The sequence below is a fragment of the Sphingobacterium chuzhouense genome, assembly GCF_014692525.1.
Classification (GTDB): Bacteria; Bacteroidota; Bacteroidia; order Sphingobacteriales; family Sphingobacteriaceae; genus Sphingobacterium; species Sphingobacterium chuzhouense.
Genome location: NZ_JACNYL010000001.1, coordinates 748,350 through 767,996 on the forward strand (window position 1 = coordinate 748,350; position 19,647 = coordinate 767,996).

The 19,647-nt window shown below is 43.8% G+C and carries 11 protein-coding genes; 1 reads left to right on the top strand and 10 read right to left on the bottom strand.

The window, feature by feature from the left end:
* The 4 genes from H8B21_RS02940 to H8B21_RS02955 are packed head-to-tail and all read right to left on the bottom strand — an operon-like array spanning nucleotide 1 to nucleotide 7,068.
* The gene (locus H8B21_RS02940; RefSeq protein WP_190312275.1) at nucleotides 1-1,152 is read right to left on the bottom strand and encodes a CaiB/BaiF CoA transferase family protein; all 1,152 of its coding nucleotides are present in this window, start codon (nucleotides 1,150-1,152) and stop codon (nucleotides 1-3) included.
* Nucleotides 1,145-2,317 carry an ABC transporter substrate-binding protein gene (locus H8B21_RS02945; RefSeq protein ID WP_190312276.1) on the bottom strand — a complete coding sequence of 391 codons (1,173 nt, stop codon included), beginning with the start codon at nucleotides 2,315-2,317 and terminating at the stop codon, nucleotides 1,145-1,147. The genes H8B21_RS02940 and H8B21_RS02945 overlap by 8 nt, the downstream gene beginning before the upstream one ends.
* Nucleotides 2,318-2,358: 41 nt before the next feature.
* Complete coding sequence (locus H8B21_RS02950) at nucleotides 2,359-3,912, bottom strand: RagB/SusD family nutrient uptake outer membrane protein (protein WP_190312277.1); 1,554 nt, start codon at nucleotides 3,910-3,912, stop codon at nucleotides 2,359-2,361.
* A gap of 36 nt (nucleotides 3,913-3,948) precedes the next feature.
* The gene (locus H8B21_RS02955) at nucleotides 3,949-7,068 is read right to left on the bottom strand and encodes a SusC/RagA family TonB-linked outer membrane protein (protein WP_190312278.1); all 3,120 of its coding nucleotides are present in this window, start codon (nucleotides 7,066-7,068) and stop codon (nucleotides 3,949-3,951) included.
* 321 nt (nucleotides 7,069-7,389) lie between these two features.
* Here H8B21_RS02955 and H8B21_RS02960 point away from each other — a divergent pair, with 321 nt between their 5' ends.
* Entirely contained in the window at nucleotides 7,390-8,166 is a 777-nt protein-coding gene (locus H8B21_RS02960; RefSeq protein WP_190312279.1) for an IclR family transcriptional regulator, read from the top strand.
* Here H8B21_RS02960 and H8B21_RS02965 read toward each other — a convergent pair.
* Genes H8B21_RS02965 through H8B21_RS02990 form a run of 6 tightly spaced genes read right to left on the bottom strand, consistent with a single transcriptional unit; the run spans nucleotide 8,163 to nucleotide 19,633 of the window.
* Complete coding sequence (locus H8B21_RS02965; RefSeq protein WP_190312280.1) at nucleotides 8,163-9,533, bottom strand: glycoside hydrolase family 88/105 protein; 1,371 nt, start codon at nucleotides 9,531-9,533, stop codon at nucleotides 8,163-8,165. The genes H8B21_RS02960 and H8B21_RS02965 overlap by 4 nt on opposite strands.
* 34 nt (nucleotides 9,534-9,567) lie before the next feature.
* On the bottom strand, nucleotides 9,568-11,148 hold the full coding sequence (locus H8B21_RS02970; RefSeq protein ID WP_190312281.1) for a sodium:solute symporter family transporter: 1,581 nt from the start codon (nucleotides 11,146-11,148) through the stop codon (nucleotides 9,568-9,570).
* An 8-nt stretch (nucleotides 11,149-11,156) separates the two neighbouring features.
* Nucleotides 11,157-12,230 (bottom strand): Gfo/Idh/MocA family protein, encoded by a 1,074-nt coding sequence (locus H8B21_RS02975; protein WP_190312282.1) that lies wholly within the window; start codon nucleotides 12,228-12,230, stop codon nucleotides 11,157-11,159.
* Between the two features lie 5 nt (nucleotides 12,231-12,235).
* The gene (locus H8B21_RS02980) at nucleotides 12,236-14,743 is read right to left on the bottom strand and encodes an L-rhamnose mutarotase (RefSeq protein WP_190312283.1); all 2,508 of its coding nucleotides are present in this window, start codon (nucleotides 14,741-14,743) and stop codon (nucleotides 12,236-12,238) included.
* A gap of 8 nt (nucleotides 14,744-14,751) precedes the next feature.
* Nucleotides 14,752-16,500 (bottom strand): RagB/SusD family nutrient uptake outer membrane protein, encoded by a 1,749-nt coding sequence (locus H8B21_RS02985; RefSeq protein ID WP_190312284.1) that lies wholly within the window; start codon nucleotides 16,498-16,500, stop codon nucleotides 14,752-14,754.
* A 13-nt stretch (nucleotides 16,501-16,513) separates the two neighbouring features.
* Nucleotides 16,514-19,633, bottom strand: coding sequence for a SusC/RagA family TonB-linked outer membrane protein (locus tag H8B21_RS02990; RefSeq protein ID WP_190312285.1), 3,120 nt, complete (start codon nucleotides 19,631-19,633; stop codon nucleotides 16,514-16,516).
* Nucleotides 19,634-19,647 lie beyond the last annotated feature (14 nt).

Genomic DNA, 19,647 nt, shown 5'->3' on the forward strand with positions numbered 1-19,647 from the left:
TTAACTTCTTAAATAATCCTTCTCAATTGTTTTATTATCCTGCCCTACTTTCGGCGCCGGTTTATCCGCGTATAAATACTGTCCGTCAATACCATACACGCTACGGGTGGTCTGTAGCGCTGTTCCATCTTGCAAGCTAACTTCCTGCAACATCGCCGTTTGCGCAAAACCGTCTTCATGAAAAAAAGTCTTGTAGTCCTGCACCCGTCCACACCAAATTCCTTCGCTTTCCAGTAGCTTCACCCATTCATCGGTACGCTTCTGACACAACGCTTCTCCAAAATCCCCCAGTATCTGGTCTCTTTGCGAAAACCAAGCAGATGCATCTTGGTATCGTTCATCGGATAGCCCTATCATGCTGGCTATTTTTTGTACATCGCCCATCGCCAACGCCAAATATCCATCCGCTGTCTTATACAATCCATAAGGCGCGCTTAAATACGCATGCCCTCCACCGCGAACACCTGATCGTTGGGGTAGTTTCCTTCCGTCATTAAAATGAGTGGTCAACACCTCAAACTGCATATCCAAAGCTGATTCCAACAAACTCACCTCTACCAGAACACTTTCTCCTGTTTGCGAACGTTTTAACAACGCCGCCAGTATTCCCTGGGTGACGTGGGTAGCACAATACATATCCACGACTGCCAGACCAAAAGGCACCGGACCATCTTTATCACTTCCCGATAGCCAGGAAAGTCCAGAAAGCGATTGTACCAATAAATCCTGTCCCGGCTTTTTGGCCCAAGGCCCTTCGTTTCCGTAGCCCGTTACCGTTGCGTAAATAATCTTCGGATTGAGTACTTTCACACTTTCGTAATCCAGTCCGATTTTTTCCATCACACCGGGTCGGAAATTATGCGTAATGACATCTGCTTTTTTTATCAACGCTTTGATATCCGCCAAATCCTGTTCATTTTTTAAATCGGCCGCATATGATTCCTTATTTCGGTTTATCGTATGAAACACCAAGCTACTCTCGTCAACAAAAATATTTTTAATGGCAATCTGTCGTCCGCCCTCGCCCTTACCCGGGCGTTCAACTTTAACGACACGGGCGCCCAGGTCCGCTAAACGTAATCCTGCGGTGGGTCCTGCCATGAATTGGGAGAACTCCAATACTAGTAATCCAGCTAAAGGTTTGTTATCCATGAGCTCCTTCCCATGCTAATGATTCCCGATACATACCGTTCAATTCGTTCAACACCACCCTTTCATTTCCACCATTTTTTAAATAATCAACTACGACATCTCCGGCGTGATCTTGAAAATGGAGGTGTCCATCATATCTCGGACGTAGATATGCCCGTTCCAAAGCAGGTAACGTATTTGTAAAGTAATTCGCGGTCAATACATTGACCTGCGCACTTTTCCAGGCACGTAAATGTCCGGGCTGTCCACCATTTTCCAGATATAAAGTTTCCTGTATTTCCGGCGATGCTACAAAACGGGCATAATCTACCGCAATATCGATATGTTTGCTCTGCGAAGAGACCGCTAAACCCGCTCCGCCCAATGTACTTGTCATCGGTTCATCATTTGGTTCCAAAGCTACCAAATCATGGAAATGCAACAGTCTGCGTGCATATCCCTGTCTGGAATAGTTGGAATAACCATACGCAAACGGACAATAAGCAATCTCGTCATGCTGGGTCATCTCTTCAAATACCTTAAACGGATTTTTGGTATAAAAACGTTCGTCGATATGGTCGGCAAGCGACTTGAAAAGTTTCAATACCGTTACTCCCGTTTCTTCACGCACAACTTGCTCTTCGTTCTGACAAGGAGCTTCGCCCGATGAACAGCAGAACATGTAAAAACTCATTAATACATCAATGGGTAACAAAGAAAATCCAACACGTCCTTTTTGCGCCAGTGCTAAAAGGTCATCAAAAGTACGGGGAAGTGAAATACCCAGTTCTTGCAAAATATCCGGGCGACTTGCTGCTACGGGCGTCGCCGCGTCAATAGGTAGTGCCCACTGTTTTCCTTCAAAGTTATAGCTCGCATACGATTCTCCTACACTGTTTTCCCGCTGATCCGCCAAAAATGTCTCCGGTAAAAAATCATCAAAAGGAATCACCATTTTTTGTGCGGCGGCGTGACCTGTCCACGGGTGGTCGATAACCATCAGGTCATATTCTTTCGCCAAATCCGTAACCGACTTGTCCGCAAACTCTTGCAATGTACGCTTCTTCCAAACGATTTCGATTTCCGGATGTAACTCTTCATAACGCTGCGCTGTCGCCACCATCGGCACAAATCCTCTCGTATGCCCCCATGTAATCCCTTTCAGTTGGATTTTCTCTTTCTTCATGTATTAAAATTATTGTTTTTTTCTTTTTAGAACAGCAAAGACTAATTATAACCTTCGTTCTGTCTCAATTGCGGGTTATTATCTAACTCGGTGATACTAAACGGTAATCGATAATTATGCTCCCTAAACACATAGGCGTCTCCCGACGGGGTTTTCAATGTCGGCAATAGCGTATGTGCTATTTTCCAACGTTTTAAATCGTTGTACCGATGTCCTTCCAATGCTAATTCAATGCGTCGTTCATGACGGATATAATCCCGCAATTTATCTTTCGAATCGTATTTGGAACGGTCGACATCTGGTAAACTCACCCCTGCTCTTCCGCGTATTAGATTGAGCTGATTGTACACCTCACCTGTTGGTCCATCTAATTCGTTAACGGCCTCGGCATACATCAACAAAATATCGGCATAACGAAGATGTATATAGTCTTGATCCGATTGCGTTGCCGTTCCGGTTGTAAATGGTATACGACGCAAATCTACCCATTTTTTTGTATGAAATCCCGTATACGAATTATAGATTTCACCCGTTTCACCTGTGATCGGATTCCGCCATATATCACCAGGTAACCTTACGGTTGCGTAGAGTCTGGGATCTCTATCTTGATATGGATTGCCGGCATTGTATAGGTCTGATTCCTCGGGACGTTTACCATCTCGCATTTCATAGTCATCTACAAGATTTTTATAAGGCTGTATCAAGGCAAACCAACCCAGTTCGATGTCTAGTCCACCTGCTCCCGGACGAAGACGATGTACGCTATTCGGCGCCAGATATTGGGTTGCAAACATAATCTCTCGGTTCACCGAAGCTTTTGCTTGTCCATCTGTTGTAAATAGATCTCCATAGTTATCTGCTAATGAAAATACGTTATCAGCTATAATATTCCCCAACAAGGCACGAGCCTCCGGCCATTTTTGTTGTGTCATATACACACGGGCTTTGATCCCTTGTGCACTACCTTTAACCGCGTGTCCTTTATAGGCCGTCGATGGCAAATGGCTAATAGCGAAATCCAAATCTTCATGGATAAAGGCGTACACTTCTTCCTCGGAGGACTTCGCAATACGTGCATCTTCCAATTTCGACAAGAAGTTGCGGTAGACCACTACGCCACCAAAAGTTTGTACGAGATCAAAATACGCCAATGCACGTAAAAATCGAACTTCGCCTTTATATACGCTAACCGTCTGTTCGTCAAGGTTTGCCTTATCCACGTTATCTAGAAAATAATTGGCACTGGATATTAATTTATAAGGTGTGCTATACAGGTTTGCCAACGCACCTCCTAAAACTGGAGAAATCCCGCCGATGGCCATCTGTGTCAAATTTGATTGATTGGTAATCCCAGGATCTGCAAAAGCATTATCGGTCAACGCATCCATATATACCCGTTCATATCCCAAAAAATTCTCCTGCAGACGGTAATATACACCTGCTAACGCTGTTTCCACATCTTTTTGGCTCGTCCAAAAAATCTCACCAGACACACTATTTGGTGGGTTTTTATCCAGAAAATCTTTATTACAGCTTACTCCTAATAATACAAAAGAAGCAACAGTTGCTAATGTTAATATTTTAAAACCTTTCATGGTAAAGTTCATTTGAGTGAATACTTCTTTAGGTGACTAAAACCGGATATTAGCCCCAATATTAAAAATCTTGGCCTGCGGATATTGCGCAAAGTTCCCATTCGTCTGCGAACGTTCCGGATCCGCACCCTTATAATCCGTGATTGTGAAAAGATTGTCTGCCGAGAAATAAATCTGTGCACCTTTCAATTTTGCCGACTGTACCCAGTTTAATGGAAAATCGTAGGAAAGCATGATGTTTTTCAATCGTAAATAAGAAGCATCACGTAAATAATAAGTAGATCCTTTATAAGCTGCTACGCCAGGGTAGCCTGCAACATAGATGCCCGGAAGTTCATTGCTTCTATTCTCCGGCGTCCAGGCATTCCGCCACTCTGTCGTAGGAGGCGTTCCTTGCATAAAGGGATCAATACCCCAATTTTCCACCCTATTCTTTAAACCTTCAACTCCCTGGAAAAACGCGCTTAAATTGAAGTTTTTATACCCCATATTGAGCCCAAAGGAGTACATATATTTTGGATAGGCACCATCCACAACAACCCGATCGTCTGCATTCACGATTCCATCCCCGTTAATATCTTTCATTTTCAGATCCCCGGGCTTCGATTCTGGTCGTGCATCATGTATGGGCACATTGACCCCCTGAACATCACCCTCTTGAAAAATCCCATCCCATACCCAAAGGTAATGCGCATCATATGGTTGCCCCACTTCTTTTATACGCGTTCCATACTCCGGTACGCGAATATGTAATAATTCGTTGCGAGCTGTGGAAATCATACCATTTACGCTATAAGAAACCTCACCGATACGGTTGTGATGCGCTAAAACGAGCTCAATACCCTTATTACGCATTTTTCCATCATTGGTTGTCGGTTTTCCTAACCCTAAGCTTGCCGGAACGGGTTGTTCTGCCAAGATATTGTAAGCTGTTTTATTAAACCAATCAAAGTTGACTTCCAAAAGTCGATTTTTCAACGCAAAATCAAATCCTACGTTAAATATACTCGTTGATTCCCAACGCAAACTTTGGTCGCGGAAAACATTGACTACTGCTCCAGAACTCAGTTCCTCATTATCAAACGAATAATAGATGTCCTGGATATCCAGGTTATTCTGATATAAATACGTACCGATATCCTGATTACCCAAAATACCATACGATGTCCGTAATTTCAATTCAGATACCCACGGCAACGCTGATTGGACAAAGTCCTCTTTAGACGCTAACCATGCTCCCGAGAAAGAGGGGAACACGCCCCAACGATATTCGGGCGACACTTTGGACGTTCCGTCGTAACGCAGGTTGGATTCCAAGAAATATTTCTCTTTATAATTATAGCCTACACGACCAAAAAACGATTGCAAAGCCCATTCCGAAGGGTTTATCAAACCCGGTAGACGAGGGAAGTTAAAATATAGTGTCTCACCTGTAGGCAGATAACCTCTAAGATCTGTTAAATCCGGATACACGGTATTTGTCCGACGTCCACGCAGGCTTTGGATACTATAGGATACCTGTTCATAACCTGCTAAGGCTGAGAAATTATGATCATTTCCAAACTGGGTATTATAATTCAAAACAGAATAAATCGTTGGGGTTAACGCTTTACTATATTGATCGGTCACCCCTAAAACATCAGGCCCAAACGTTGAACGTATATAGTCACCGGTCTCCTCGTCGCGTTCCTGCGATAAGTAGGCATCATAAGGTACCTGATGCATTTTGTAAAACTGATCCTCATAATTCAAGGCAAATTTCGTCGTCCATACCAAATCTTTAAACGGTTTCACGTCAATAAAGGCTTGTGCATTAACATTGTAATCCTTCGTAAACTGGTTTCCCATAGCATAATACTCCTGTGGATTACGGTTTCGCCCTTCTTGTTGATACGCTCTAGAAACCACTCTTCCGCTTCCATCCGGTAAAAACGGACCATACAACGGCCCCGATGCATAAATCGCCAATGCCATATTTTCACCTGTAAACGGTGGTTCCTGCCTATCACGATAGGTCGCGTTGACAACCGTTCCCACCTTCACATAATCGGAGAGTTCATTTGTATAGTTCAACAATGCATTATAACGTTTAAAGTCATAGCCCTTAATCATCGCTTTCTGATCCAAATAACCCAAAGAAAGGTTAAATGTATTTTTCTCGCCGCCGCCACTGATCGACAGGTTATGGTTGTGTGTCGTCGCGGGATTAATATAGTAATCAACCGCATCAAAATTTGGGTATTGTTCACGGTCGGTTGCATTTCGATAGGCATCAATCCATTCCGGTTCATATCTAAACGTAATTCCGGATCGAAATGCAGCTTCGTTATACATTTCCATATACTCAACTGAATTCGTTATAAAATCTGGCAAAGCTGTGGGAGTATGCCGACCGACATTCACACGGTAGCTGACCTCTGTAGCGCCTCTCTTTCCGCTTTTCGTGGTAACCAAAATAACGCCATTCGCTGCTCTGGATCCATATATCGCCGCGGAAGACGCGTCTTTTAAGACAGTCACATTCTCAATATCATCTGGCGACAGGGTGGTCAATGAACCCGCAACGCCATCAATTAATACTAGTGGTGCAGAGCTTCCTCCAAAAGTGCCCCGTCCCCGAATTAACAAGTTTGGGTTATCTCTACCCGGCTCGCCCGAAGGTTGGGTTACCTGCAATCCCGGAATCCTACCCTGCAACATGTTAGCAGCGTTCGGTACCGGCCGTTCGTTAAGCGTCTTACCGTCTACCGTAGCCAGAGATCCCGAAACATTAGATCTACGCTGCACGCCATATCCCACCACGACGACTTCATCCAACGCCGTACCGTCCGCTTCCAATACGACAGTTAATTCTGTATCTGCCGTCACTGATACCGTCTTAGAGACATGACCGATAGCCGAGAAAACGACATTCCCCGGTTTACCTAATTGAATCGTAAATCGTCCATTTTGATCCGCGGAGGTTTCCGATTCTCCATAACGAATAGTTGCTCCCCCGATCGCTCCTCCCGAAGACGATAGTACCTGCCCACTGACTCTAATAAAGTCTTGTGCATGTTCCATCGGTACTGGTGTCTTACTGATCGCTGGAAAAGCAAAGAATAAAGCTGTTGAGCAGGTTGCGCACAAGAGCCATCTTTTTGTTGATCTTCCCATAATTAAAACTGTTTATAATTTTTTACTTCCCCTTGCTTCTCGATACTAAACGTATCGGAAAATTTGATTTATAATATTCAAATATAAATATAATATTCGTATGTAAAAATAAATCACGTCTTTCTATTCGGAAAAAATCATATTTTCGGCTTCTCTTTTTTATGCCACTTACATACCCGAAAAAAATACGTCTTAACTCTGGATTATATGTTTAAAATCAAGCTTAACTGTGAAGTTGTTTATAACTATTATTTTGGTTAGGGAGAAGCTTGTTATACTTTTTTTTATCTTTAACACCATCAGTGGTCAATCATATAGTATATGTCTGCAAATAAGTACAAAGCACCGGCTCTTGAAAAAGGGTTAGCCATCATCGAATACCTCGCACTCCAACCTACTGCGCAATCGCAATCGGAAATTGCTGTTGGCTTGGACAAAAGTCCGAACGAGATTTATCGTATGCTTGCTTCGTTAGAAAGCCGGGGATACATACAGCGCGACATCATTTCTTCGAAATATTCTCTCACACTTAAACTTTATTATCTATCCCACCGGCATTCTTTAGTAGAAAAACTGCGTTCTGCAGCATTGCAACCAATGAGGCAGACCTCTGCTGCTATAGAGCAACCTTGTCATCTTTCGGTATTGTTCAATGACAAGGTATTGGTAGTTGCCTACAGCAAAAGCCCCCGTCCAATAGCCGTGATGATTGAGGAGGGGAATTTATACAATATTTTGACTACAGCTTCAGGAAAGACATTGCTTAGCTCATTGGATGACAACAGCAGAGAACAGCTATTGAATCAAGATCTCAGCTATCAAAAATTATCCAAAGCCCAAAAAAGAGATTTCCAAAAAGAACTCATATATATCAATAAGCAGGGCTACACCGAAATGCCCAGTTCGTATGCACAAGGAATTGTTGATTTTTCTGTACCCATAGGCCACACCTCATCAGGTATTAACGCTTGTCTTACTGTCTCTAAGCTACTCACGCTAGAAGATGAAAACGAACCTTCACACGATTATATTATCCAAACACTGCTCACCTGTAAAAAGGAAGTCGAGAGCAATCTCGGACTGGCGTCTCTGTCTTAACGGATAACACCATTCATTTGTTCATACTCAAGAGAAGCGAGGATAAACGTTCCTATGGCTTTTCCTTCATTTTCAACAACCGTGACATCCTTGCCGGCAAGATAATAGTTGATTGTTCCTGTACGGGATGGATCTTTGGCGGGACCTAATCCAGCAGAAGCACAAATTTGTGCAATATCAATTTTTGAACCATCCTGCTGTTCCCGTATAAATGTTTCCAATATACCTTGATAGGCTTTTTCCGCAACAGGGAGATAAGTCGCTTTGTCCAATAACCCTAGACGAATACCTTTGAGATAGGCATAAGTAAAAATACAAGAGGCTGATGACTCCAAATAATTTGCTGCATGTCCTACGTTATAAACCTCTCCGGCAACACTGTCTCCTTTACCATCAGCAGTCGTACTGGCATCGTATTGCAGCAGCTGATACCAGAGCCCCGATCCATCATCCTGCCAACGCTTTAGTCCGGCAGCTACCTGATTAGTTATATCTACTATTTCCGGATAAGAGGAATGATCTTTCGGCATAAATTCGAGCACATCGACTAGGGCTGCAAAGTACCAGCCCATGCCACGCGCCCAAAATTCCTGACTACATCCTAGAAACGGATCTTGCTGATTCGCCCAGAAAGAATTGGAGTCTGCCGGAGTGGCTGACCATGCATGGTAGTTCAGTTGCTTTTCTGCATCATACGTTTTCTGATGGATGGTTTTAAATTGCAGGGCGATATCATCCCAGCTCGCGTTGTATTCCACAGAATCGGTTTTCCCGAATGTACTTTCCCACTGCGCGTAAACCGGCGACCCCATATACAGTCCATCAAGCCACATTTGGTTTGGGTAAATGGCTTTATGAAAGAAACCTCCTGCTCCCGGTAACCCTTCTGCAATTCTGGAATGGTTATATTTTAATGTGTTTCGGATCAAATTCACGGCATTACGATATCGATTTGCATCCTTTGTATTGCCTTTCCGCAATTCCTCTTCATACAACGTAAAGTAGATACGACCCGCCGGAAGATCATCAATATTGCTGGGACGAAGTGCGGATCCGCCTTTGCTATTGATAATCATCGTACCATCTTCATTTAGATTCAGATCGGCAAAAGCTTTTACAGATTGATAATACGCTGTTTTCTCCGGATACTGCTTCCAGGTTTCCAGTACAGCGCCGGCCACGAGTCCCGACACATAATCCCATCCTGTTGAATCCAGTTTAGACTGATGATGCCTGTTGCAGTAAAAATCACCCAAACCATGTGAATCGACCATTTTATGGGACCACAACGTGGTTTTATTATTTTGTCGTTGCCCACAAGCCGTTAAGAGGAAAGGCAGTAAAGCAAGTATTACATATTTTCTCATGTTACTATTTAATCAAATTATATACTAAAATACATTAGCTAAAAACAATATACAACCCCAGCATTACCACAAACAATATACCCCAAGCACATTTAACTTTTGTCGTCGGTTTCTCCATCTGAAAGCGGAAAGCCGTTTCATTTTCTTTTTCATAAGCGGACTTCGGAACCAATAGTGATATGATGACGCCCAATACCAATAAGGCTACAAAAATATAAAAGGATAACATAAGGTAATGCGGCCAAAACACATAGACATCTTTGGGAAAAACCCATAGATAACATACGCCTGTTCCGAGACTTAATACCGCTCCAAAAGTTAATAGCGTATTGACGGCTGCTCTGTTTGTTCGTTTCCATAAGACGGCCAAGAGGAAGATGACCGCAAGTGGCGGAGCGATAAATCCTAAAATAGACTGAAATACATCAAAGAGATTGAGCCCTTTTATTTGGTCGATAGCAACAGCCATCAGTACCGAAACGAAACAGCCCACAATAATTGTATAGCGTCCAACCTGTGTCACTTTTCGGCTGTCTGCATCGGGATTAATATGTTTCAAGTAAATATCCATCGTGTAGACGGTACTCAGCGAATTCAGTGAAGACCCGATGGTGCCCACCAATACGGCTATTAATACGACTATCACTAAACCATTTAGTCCTGTCGGAAAAAGATTCGTGACCATCGTCATGTAAGCTAATGCTGGATCATCCAGTCCCGGAAACAGGATATAACAGATAATACCGGTTAAAATAAAAAGTGGCAAAGAGAGTATTTTTAGCCAAGCGATAAAATTCACGCCCAATTGCCCTTGTTCCAGACTTTTTGCTCCCAGTACAGACTGCACCATGGCTTGGTCTGTACAGAAAAACGCGATGGCAGCAACCGGGTAACCCAACGCAATAGCATACCAAGGATAATCCGGATCGCTAGCGGGTTTAATCAGCGACCAATATCCATCCGGTGTATGATCTAATAAGGGTTGTATCCCACCGATTTCCGACAGACCTAAAAAGGTTAATAACGCGGAGACACCAATCAAGAGAATCATCTGAAAAATATTGATTTTCGCCACTGTCCGTAACCCGCCCGTATAGGCGAAAAGTCCGGCCAAGGCGACGAGCACAATAACGGATTGCCACATCGGGATACCTAAGATCTGCCGTACAAGAAAACCTCCAGCAAATAAACCCAGTGACAACCAAGATATGAGCATTTTAACAAGCGAGTACCAAGCTAAAATCGTTTGTGTGCCCGGACCATAACGCTTACCCATAAACTCGGGAAGCGTACGCACACCGGATGCGAGATATCGAGGTGCAAAGACGACGGCTAATAAGAAAAGAAACACGAATGCATACCAATCAAAGTTTACCGCCACGATTCCCGTGGTATAGCCTACGGTCGCAAATGCCAACAACATCGATGGGCCGACGTTCGTCGCCCACATATTAAAACCTATGCTGTACCAACGCAACGATTTTCCCGCCAAGAAGTGTGCCTCCCCTTCCGCTTTCTTTCGGGAAGAAAGAAGCCCTATAGCAATCAAGGCAACGAGGTACACGACCACGATCACATAATCGTATATCGTCAATTTGTCCAGTAGGTTGTTCATGTATTTTATTACAGGTTTATGCTATATGCTGTCAACAAATCTTTTGGACGTACCGGCTTACCTGTTGTCAGCGACTCATCCATCGCTTGCAATAGGGCAATCGTGCCAACACCTTCTTTCATATCGGGAAATGCCGGTGTATTTTTATGAATCGCTTTTGCGAAATGTTCTAGATAATTCTGGTACTCACCCGCATGGTGGCTTTTGCCTTCAAAGCGGAAATAGTGCTTCAATTTATGTTCCCAAGTCAACATGCGTTCTTCTCCTGTACGATCGGTGATGGCGTAACGCAAATCCATATAATCAGCCTGGCTGCAACCTTCCGTTCCGCGCAGGATACAACTCATTTCGCTATCGCGGGTAACAGGTTGCACGGGTCCGGTATAAGCACCACTTACACGTGCTACCCGGCCATCGGCAGCTTTGAATATGAAATGCATGGTATCGGCATTTTGCAAACCGCCCTTTCGACCGTTGGCACTCAACATTCCGTACCCCATCACCTCCTCGATATCAGGCAAATACCATCGGATAAAATCTACCGGGTGGCTTAGCCCGCCGTATAACCACTTAAACGATGATTGTAAAGACCAAGGCTTATCCAAGAACCATCGGTGATCGGCATGGTAGTATCCCTCAATCGTAATCAACTCTCCTATCAATCCCGCTTCAAAATCCGCACGTTGCTTTTTCATCGGTTCAAAAAAACGAGAGCTCTGCCCGACGAAAACGCGTTTCCCTGTTCGTTCCGCCAGTTGCAGCAGTTCGTTTGCATCCGCAAGATTATCGATAAAAGGTTTTGTACAGATCACATGCTTGTCGTGTTCCAACGCCTGTTTGATATGGGTTGCGTGCAAATGATCCGGTGTATAAATAGCAATCGCCTCTATGTCTGGATTTTCCAACAAATCTTCATAACGTTGTGTGTACGCGTGAAAATCAAATTCCTTTATACGTTTACGGCCAAGTTCTTCATTTAAATCACAAATCTGCACCAATTCTATGCGTTCGCTTTGCAAAGCGGCAGACATCGTACTTCTCCCTTCACCAAGACCAAGGATGCCTAATCTTAATTTTTCCATTTTTTTTATTTCTTATAAAAAACCCACGTTTCGTTTGCAGCCGTACCTTCAATTCCCTCTTGATAGGTACTCATGCGTTTATTCCATTCTTCTACTTTAGGATTATCTTTTGTTGTTAACGCATCAATCTCTGCAAAATCTTTTCCCTTCGGAAATGAAATATAAAGCAATAACTGTCTTTCATGTCGGTATAAAAGCACTTCTTGAAAACCCGCCTTACAAAAACCTACCGCCACTTCCGGCCATTCTTCAAACTGATTTTCATGGTATTGGAAGTATTCTTTTTGCTGATGTTCATCTTCCACCAATTGCGCCGTCAAAATCACAAAATCGACATCGTCCGTTTCCTCTTGTGTACTGCAATGTTGCTGGTCAAACATATAAAACAGGTCATTAAACATTTTGATGGACAGCTTAGGGTAATTCGCAATTATCGCACTCGTTAGTTTCTTTGCCAGCTCATCATCCGTCATTAACAGCAAATACTCTCCCCAGGCATATATTTGTGGCTGCGCTATCCCTTGTGTTTTCGCAAATGCAGCAAGTTCCTCTTTTGATAGTGCTTGCTGTGCGTTATGCACTTGAACAAAAACAGGTTTCGTAAACGGAACATATTCGTTAAACGTATAGCCCTCTTTAACTGGTTCTTTCCGTTTAAGCAGGTCACGAAACGATTCCTCCAAACCGGCATTAAACGCCGTTTTATCTGCTTCCGGGCCGTTATTTTCCCATACGACACCAGGGCCATTGGCATTTTTCAAAATCTTATTTTCAGGGAACCAATTGTTAGACACATCCATGTAAGCTGATCCTTCGTCGGTATATAAATAAAACCAATGGTCTGGGATATGGGCATAGGGTGAAACATATATGCTGTCTATCTCATTTTCCCTTATCTTGGTACCTGGCTGTGCGGAAAGCGTATAGATGCCTGCAACATCATACATAAATTTGCCGTAGCGCGTTATTCTGTTTCGCTCCACCGTATTGTTCTTCATGACATTGACTGTTGGTGTCCATCCCCAGCCCAAACTGATTCCCGAATAGGCAATATCACTGATATCATTATGGGAAATATCCACGCCCTGCACAAAACCTGCTCCTATGCCCACTGCTCCCCAATCTTCATTTGCCGTATGATGAATGAGATTATTACGTACTGCTACTCCACGGGTAACTTCTCGCTCATCTTTTGGGGCGTAAGGTAAATGCGCCTCTACTTGGTCATCCGAAAATTTGCCGATAAGTATGGCGTTTCCACCGATATCATAAAAGGTGTTTCCTTCCAGGCGGTCGCGAAAATTGCCGGCATAAAAGTCAAATCCGGTCGATGCCAAATGGCTAAACGTGCATCGTTGAAACTGCACATAACTTGTATTTTTGAGTACCACGGCACTGGTCGGCCGCCCTACCCACGCTTGGTTTTCCAGACCGGCTTTATCCGGTGTGCCCGGTTTGTCCAATTTGTACGCCTCGTGAAAATACATCCCTGCCTGCAACGCGACATGACCATGCGTATTCGGTCTAAACCAAGCGGCATGTTCAAAAGACAACCCTTCTACCTGTACATGGGAAACCGGATCTTCCAATGTGCCCGTTATTTCCAAAATTGTTTCCAGATAGGGAAATATAACTTCTGCATGTGTCATATCCTCTCCATCCCGTGCATAATAGTAGACCTTTCCGGCATCCTCATCCAAAAACCATTCACCGGGCTTATCCAGAAATTCTAAAGCGTTGACTAACCGAAAGGCTGAATTTCCCGATTCTTTCGAAAGCCAGGGCTTTGGCCAAGGATGTTCACTTTGTATCTTGCTCTCGGGTTGGTAAAAGGAGATTTCTATACTGTCTTTATCCACGATGGCATCTTTAACACGCAATTGTGCGACAGCCCACCACTGATGGATAAAAAATTCCATCCCTTCCGCAAAGTGAAATTTCTCAAATACATTCGGAATAACGGCCGTTTGTTTCTCAAAGTTCCAGTTTAAGATACGGGGCAGTTCCATATCCCCGTGACTTTCCGCGCGAATCGCCTTTTTATTGTTTACCCATAGTTGACGGAAGTTAACCCGTTTTCCACCTACTTTTGGGGCATCTGCAACATAAATATGTCGGGCAATAGCCGTTGGAATATCCCGGTGTTTTCCTAATTTCGACCAGCCGCGTATCGACCTTCCCCCGGAGAACACCGCTTTGCCTTCCAATGCTCGTATCCGGGTGGGACTTGCTGCTGTACCGCTATCTTCCGGACGAAGCCGAATGGTTTGTTCAGGAAAATAGGTCCCGTCTTTAATCCAAATATTGATTCCTTCAGAAATACGAGGATCGTTCAGTCGACGAAGCTCCCGCGCATGGTGTATCGCATCTTCCAAGGAGCTATAAGGGTTCTCCATCGAACCGTCTCGAAGCTTATTTCCGTCACTTTTTCCTACGTAGATGTCCGCAGCGCTTACCGAAACAGCCGCGAAGAGCATCCCTATCAACCAAACGATCTTATTACCTATCTTCATACTTTACCTTAATATCCATCATTTTGTCCAAATTCCTGCGGATTGGTGATGACGTCTAAAAATTGCTGTGGAATAGGCCTGTTCACGTGATACGGCCGCATTGTAGTAATATCCTTATTATACGCTTGTACATAGCTGTACAATTTACCCGTCCGCTTTAAATCAAACCATCTGATGTGTTCTCCACACAACTCTCTACCACGTTCTTCTAGCAAGAAATCAATATCCAGATCACTTTCTGTTATCAGCATGTCGCTTTCTTTGCCCGGTACGGCCGCTCTTTCACGTAACACATTCACCAAATCTTTTGCCAATGTTTTGTTCCCGCCACTCATTAATGTTTCTGCTTCTGCTGCGATAAGATACATTTCGGCTAAACGCATGACGATGACATCTTTAGAGCCTGCTTGCGAATTAGCTTCCGGTAAGTCCGGATCATCATGTTTCATCAATGCCGGGAAGTGCACATTAAACCGGGCATTCGTGGTAACACGGTCACCATTATACGTATCATCGATATCGACTAATGCATAAGGCAGATTCCTTTTTTCTCCGGTTACTTTTTTCTTGGTAAACAAAAGAGCTAAATCTCCACGGTTCAACGTTGTTTTCCCTGCCATACTTGCCGGTTTCTCAAAAGCAGCTAAATCATCCGCCGTCCAAGTGTAGCTATTGACATTCAAATAATACGCTTCTCTGAACCAATCGCTATACCGTCTGTCCGTTTCTTCGTCGTAAAGTTCCAGTAAATGCCTCGTTGGCATAAAACACATACTCCCCGATTTTGAATTACGGTCGGCTCCATACGGCAAATCCACGACCATACCCGCTTTTGCGGAATATTTTGCCTTGAACCAAATATGAAGACGGTTGGGATTGTTCGGTTGTGGATTTAGCGAATTGATGGTAGAATGGGTAATAAAGAACATAGCTTCTTTATTATTTTTATTATTTGCCGGACGAAACACCTCTTCTGGCGTGTCATATAAGCTCACCTGTAACTCCGCTTGGTTGTTGATCACATATTGTGCCGCCTCCGATGCCATTTTATAATATTTGTCTTTTTCGGATGCAGACGACTCGTAAGCCACTCTGGTTATTGCCAAACGGGCTTTCAGTCCATAGGCAGCTTTCTTGGTGGCACGCCCCTGATCGGTTGCCGGAATGGGTGTGACAGGCAAATTCGCTATGGCGATATCCAAATCACTCAGCATTAAATCATAAAACGCAGAAATTGGCGATCTATTCGCCGTCAGAACAGCTGTTTTGGTTTCTTCGGTACGTAAATCGATATCACCAAATTGTTCGACCAGATGCCAATAAGCATATGCTCTTAGAAACGACAACTCGCCGACACGGGCATTCTTTTCTTCTTCATTCGTAAATGATACATCGACAATGCGTTCTAAACCTGCGTTACAATAATTGACAATTTCGTATAATCTATTCCAGGTATTCCGCATTTGCCCCGTAGTAGCTACCAATTCCTCGTATTTAGTCATCTGCCTACCATAGCCTGAATTGGCAATGTTAATCCAAAGATCCGTTCCGCCTTCCGTCAACATCAAGATATCTTCGCGTCCGTAAAACTGTGAAGCAAAGTTCACATACGCCGAATTTACCAAGGCGTTGATTCCGTTTTCAGTTGAAAAAACAACATCGGCTGTAGCTCCTCCAGGATTATGTTCCTCTAAACTACATCCTGCTAAGGTGCTCGCCAACCCTATTCCTATAATATATTTATATAATGTTTTCATGATAAATTCCTCCTTATAAATCCAGATTGATACCAAACACAAACTGACGCAACAATGGACTCTTCGCCGAACCGCCCCGTTCTGCATCGTAATTTTGAACGAGTGGACTTCTAGCCCAAGAAAACAGGTTATTCCCGCTCAGATAAAGCCTTGCACCATTCAAACCCGCCCGCTCCGTAAAGGCTTTGGGCAAACGATAGCCTAGTGTAACCGTTTTCAATTTTATATAAGAGCCGTCTACCGTATTATACGTCTGGTATCCGAGGTAATTATAGAAATTGGTCAGACTTGGCCGAGGGAAATCATTCGATGGGTTTTCTTCTGTCCAATAATCCAGATAAGCCGGGTGATTTCCTTTTCCTTGCGGATCGTAAGATGCCGTAAAATCATACTCCATCATCTGACCCCACCTGGCAATTGCATATACATTGAGGTCGAAGTTTTTATAGGTGAAATTATTGTTAAAACCTAGCGTCCAACGAGGAGAAGTTGTTCCGATATACGTCACATCATTCTCGTCATCAATGATATTATCTCCATTGAGGTCGGCAAGTTTAATATCTCCAGGTACAAAAGGTTGCGTTTTGTCGGCGTCTTTAAAATACGTTGCCGCCTCTTCTGCCTCATCAAGCTGCCAGATACCAAGGCGTTTGAAGGTATAAAAAGATTTTAGCGGTCTGCCGATTAACAAACTTTCCGACTCGCGTGTCGTTGCCCCGATAATATCACGACCATCAATCAAATCCAGAATCTTTTCCTTGTTTGCACCGAAGGTGAAATCCGTGTTCCATTTGAACGCCTTATCGATGTTCCGGGTGTTCAACACCACTTCGACACCCCGGTTTTGGGAACTACCGATATTTTGATAAATCTGGAAAGGCGTATTGTTTCCGGAACCCATAGAAGTAGGTAAGGTTCTCGGTAATAAGATATCCGTTGTCTTCGTATTATATAAATCAACAACGAGGTTGATCCGGTTAGCAAATAACCGGAGGTCTGCTCCAAGATTCCAGGAAGCCGATCGTTCCCAACCTAAATCCCGATTTCCAATCAAGGTATTGTACGTATAATAAGTAAATCCCTGATCTTGAAAACCTGCATTAGAAAAGGCCGTCAGCCCTGATTGTGTGCCGTAGGGACTAATTCCCGAGTTACCTGTCTGTCCGTAACTCAAGCGAATTTTGAAATCGTCCACTTTAGGTACGGTAAACCAATTTTCATCACTGACACGCCACGCGGCTGCTACCGACGGAAACATCGCCCATTTATTACCAACGGAAAGCCGAGACGCTCCGTCCCAACGATTGGATACAGTCAACAAGTATTTACCTTGATACGAGTAATTAGCACGAAAAGCATACGACATCGTCTGGTTTTGTATATAGCTCGATCGGATTACATAAGACTCTTTTTCGTTGGCGCCAATGTTATGCCACAACTGTTCAGCAACTAGCTGACCAGTTCCTTCCATATAGGAAGAATTAAATTTTGACTGTGTCCACGAGGAAAGAGCCGTAAGTGTAACATTATGCTTCTCTACATCAAAGGTATAATTGATAATATTATCCCAAGTAAGAAATGATTTATTCGTATTCAAAATCGAGGCTTTAGAATCCGGGAACTCTCCAGCACGGTCGATAGAGCTCTCACTAGCAAAATCATTGTTTTTATTGTAGAATAGATTTACCCCTAAATTAGAACGAAACGAAAAGCCGTCGAAAGGTTTTATTTCTGCAAATCCATTGGTAATAAGGTTCGTATTTGCGATTCGATGTTGTGCCGTGTATTCATTCGCTTCGTCCGCAAGCGGGCTTACTTTTCCTTCACGCCCTACAGGCCATAACACCACGTTTCCTTCGTCGTCGTAGGGTAGACCCAGTGGCACATTGGTCGTTGCCCGCCAAAGCACATTATCCGCCCGATTGCTACCGTCGTAGTGTGTTACTTGGCTGGATGTTCCTACTTTTATAAAACTTCCGATATTCTGATCTACATTCAACCGCAGGTTAAATTTATCTAATGCGTCATTCTTAAATGAACCTAACTCCCGATAATATCCTCCAGATAATAAAGCAGTTGTATTGTCCGTTCCACCACTGATCGATAACTGATGATTCTGTACGATACCGTTTTTAAAAACTTCATCTTTCCAGTTGACCCACTGATTGTTTTGCAATGCAGTCCATTCCCCAGCGGTAAACAACGTCTGATCATCATCAGGATCATCCCACTGTCCGGCTGCTTTCGCCGCTTCCCGTCGTAGCTGGACATAGTTGTCGCCTGTCATCATTTCAGGGTATTGTGCCCATCCGTTAACCCCAACGTAGGTATTAAAGTTGATTCTCGGCGCCCCGGTTTTTCCTCGTTTCGTGGTTACGATAATAACCCCGTTTGCACCCTGAGAACCGTAAATAGCCGTTGACGAAGCATCTTTCAACACTTCAATAGATTCGATATCCTGTGGATGGATATCGCTGATATTACCGCCCTGCATACCATCGATAATAACCAAGGGATTGTTCGCGATAGCATTTCCATATTCATCTTCCGCTGTAGATAACGATCTTTTTCCGCGGATATTCATATTCACGCCCGAAGTCGCACTTCCCGAATTCCGGGTGATATCCAATCCCGGTACTTGCCCTTGGATAGCCTCTAACGGATTATGGGCGGGAGAACGGACGATATCTTCTGCTTTAACTGAGGTGACAGATCCAGTCAGATCACGCTTTCGTACCGTTCCATATCCAATAACCACCACCTCATCTAGTTGTTGGTCGTCCGGTGTTAGTGAAACGTTCACATTGTCATTAGCTTTCACTTCTAAGGCGTGATCCAAATAACCCACCGCAGTAAATAGTAAGCTGCCCGTAGAGGCAACCAAGCGGATAGAAAAGGCACCATCTTGATCGGTTAGTGTGCTTACCGTTGAATTTGTCAGCGATACAGTGACGCCTTCTAATGGCTGACCTGCCTCATCCAGCACCAGTCCCGTTACTTGATATTGGGGTTGGACAGCCGAAAAGGCTTGTTGAAAGGGCAGCAGCATGATGCTCAACAGCAACATAAGCGCTACGACGACCAGACTCTTGTCTAGTCGCCATTTTTCTGGTGTGAGACTTTGGGTTTTCATCTTGATTAGATTTT

What these genes read in the sequence shown, in the direction of transcription:
- H8B21_RS02940 (WP_190312275.1), bottom strand. Translation starts at nt 1,152, where the DNA reads ATGGATAACAAACCTTTAGCTGGATTACTAGTATTGGAGTTCTCCCAA.
- H8B21_RS02945 (WP_190312276.1), bottom strand. Translation starts at nt 2,317, where the DNA reads ATGAAGAAAGAGAAAATCCAACTGAAAGGGATTACATGGGGGCATACG.
- H8B21_RS02950 (WP_190312277.1), bottom strand. Translation starts at nt 3,912, where the DNA reads ATGAAAGGTTTTAAAATATTAACATTAGCAACTGTTGCTTCTTTTGTA.
- H8B21_RS02955 (WP_190312278.1), bottom strand. Translation starts at nt 7,068, where the DNA reads ATGGGAAGATCAACAAAAAGATGGCTCTTGTGCGCAACCTGCTCAACA.
- H8B21_RS02960 (WP_190312279.1), top strand. Translation starts at nt 7,390, where the DNA reads ATGTCTGCAAATAAGTACAAAGCACCGGCTCTTGAAAAAGGGTTAGCC.
- H8B21_RS02965 (WP_190312280.1), bottom strand. Translation starts at nt 9,533, where the DNA reads ATGAGAAAATATGTAATACTTGCTTTACTGCCTTTCCTCTTAACGGCT.
- H8B21_RS02970 (WP_190312281.1), bottom strand. Translation starts at nt 11,148, where the DNA reads ATGAACAACCTACTGGACAAATTGACGATATACGATTATGTGATCGTG.
- H8B21_RS02975 (WP_190312282.1), bottom strand. Translation starts at nt 12,230, where the DNA reads ATGGAAAAATTAAGATTAGGCATCCTTGGTCTTGGTGAAGGGAGAAGT.
- H8B21_RS02980 (WP_190312283.1), bottom strand. Translation starts at nt 14,743, where the DNA reads ATGAAGATAGGTAATAAGATCGTTTGGTTGATAGGGATGCTCTTCGCG.
- H8B21_RS02985 (WP_190312284.1), bottom strand. Translation starts at nt 16,500, where the DNA reads ATGAAAACATTATATAAATATATTATAGGAATAGGGTTGGCGAGCACC.
- H8B21_RS02990 (WP_190312285.1), bottom strand. Translation starts at nt 19,633, where the DNA reads ATGAAAACCCAAAGTCTCACACCAGAAAAATGGCGACTAGACAAGAGT.